This is a genomic window from Rhodoferax sp. UBA5149, from assembly GCF_002413825.1.
Classification (GTDB): Bacteria; Pseudomonadota; Gammaproteobacteria; order Burkholderiales; family Burkholderiaceae_C; genus Rhodoferax.
The window spans coordinates 14,512-14,953 of the sequence record NZ_DHXT01000003.1; the positions used below are offsets into that span (position 1 = coordinate 14,512).

General features: G+C 55.2%; 1 protein-coding gene. It reads left to right on the forward strand.

Annotation, left to right across the window (positions count from 1 at the left end):
• Nucleotides 1-155 precede the first annotated feature (155 nt).
• Nucleotides 156-323 (forward strand): hypothetical protein, encoded by a 168-nt coding sequence (locus tag B3V69_RS00150; RefSeq protein ID WP_296442657.1) that lies wholly within the window; start codon nucleotides 156-158, stop codon nucleotides 321-323.
• The last annotated feature ends 119 nt before the right edge of the window (nucleotides 324-442 follow it).

A 442-nucleotide genomic window follows, 5' to 3' on the forward strand; every position in this document is an offset into this window, starting at 1 on the left:
GAGGCATCTGAGGACAAGTCAGATGCCAACTACAAGGTAGCCATTGAAAAGTGCGACTCCATGGCCGGTGATGCCAAGACCAGTTGTGTGGCTGCTGCCAAGACTAAGTTTGGCAAGAACTAAAACCGGCAACGCGAGAGAAGTGGAGCGCCGCGATGTCCAGGGTCACCACTGCCGACCAAACCGCCGCGAAGGACCCGGTCATTGTGGGCCTTTCGATGGGCGGCGGCGAAGTGGCCCGCTACATGGCGCGCCACAACGGCAAGTCGATGGCTAAAGCAGTGCTGGTGAACACTGACTTGCTTGATTTCCTCAATCCCTGAGAGCGACGAAAAGCGATCAGCCAGGATGTTTTATGAATATTTAATAGTCTACGTGGGGCAATGGCAGCTGTGCTTCTCACGGCGGCACTGACACTCCTAGTGAGTCGTTCGGATGCTAT

Excerpts from the sequence above, each read along its gene's own strand:
- B3V69_RS00150 (WP_296442657.1), top strand. The coding sequence starts at position 156 with ATGTCCAGGGTCACCACTGCCGACCAAACCGCCGCGAAGGACCCGGTC.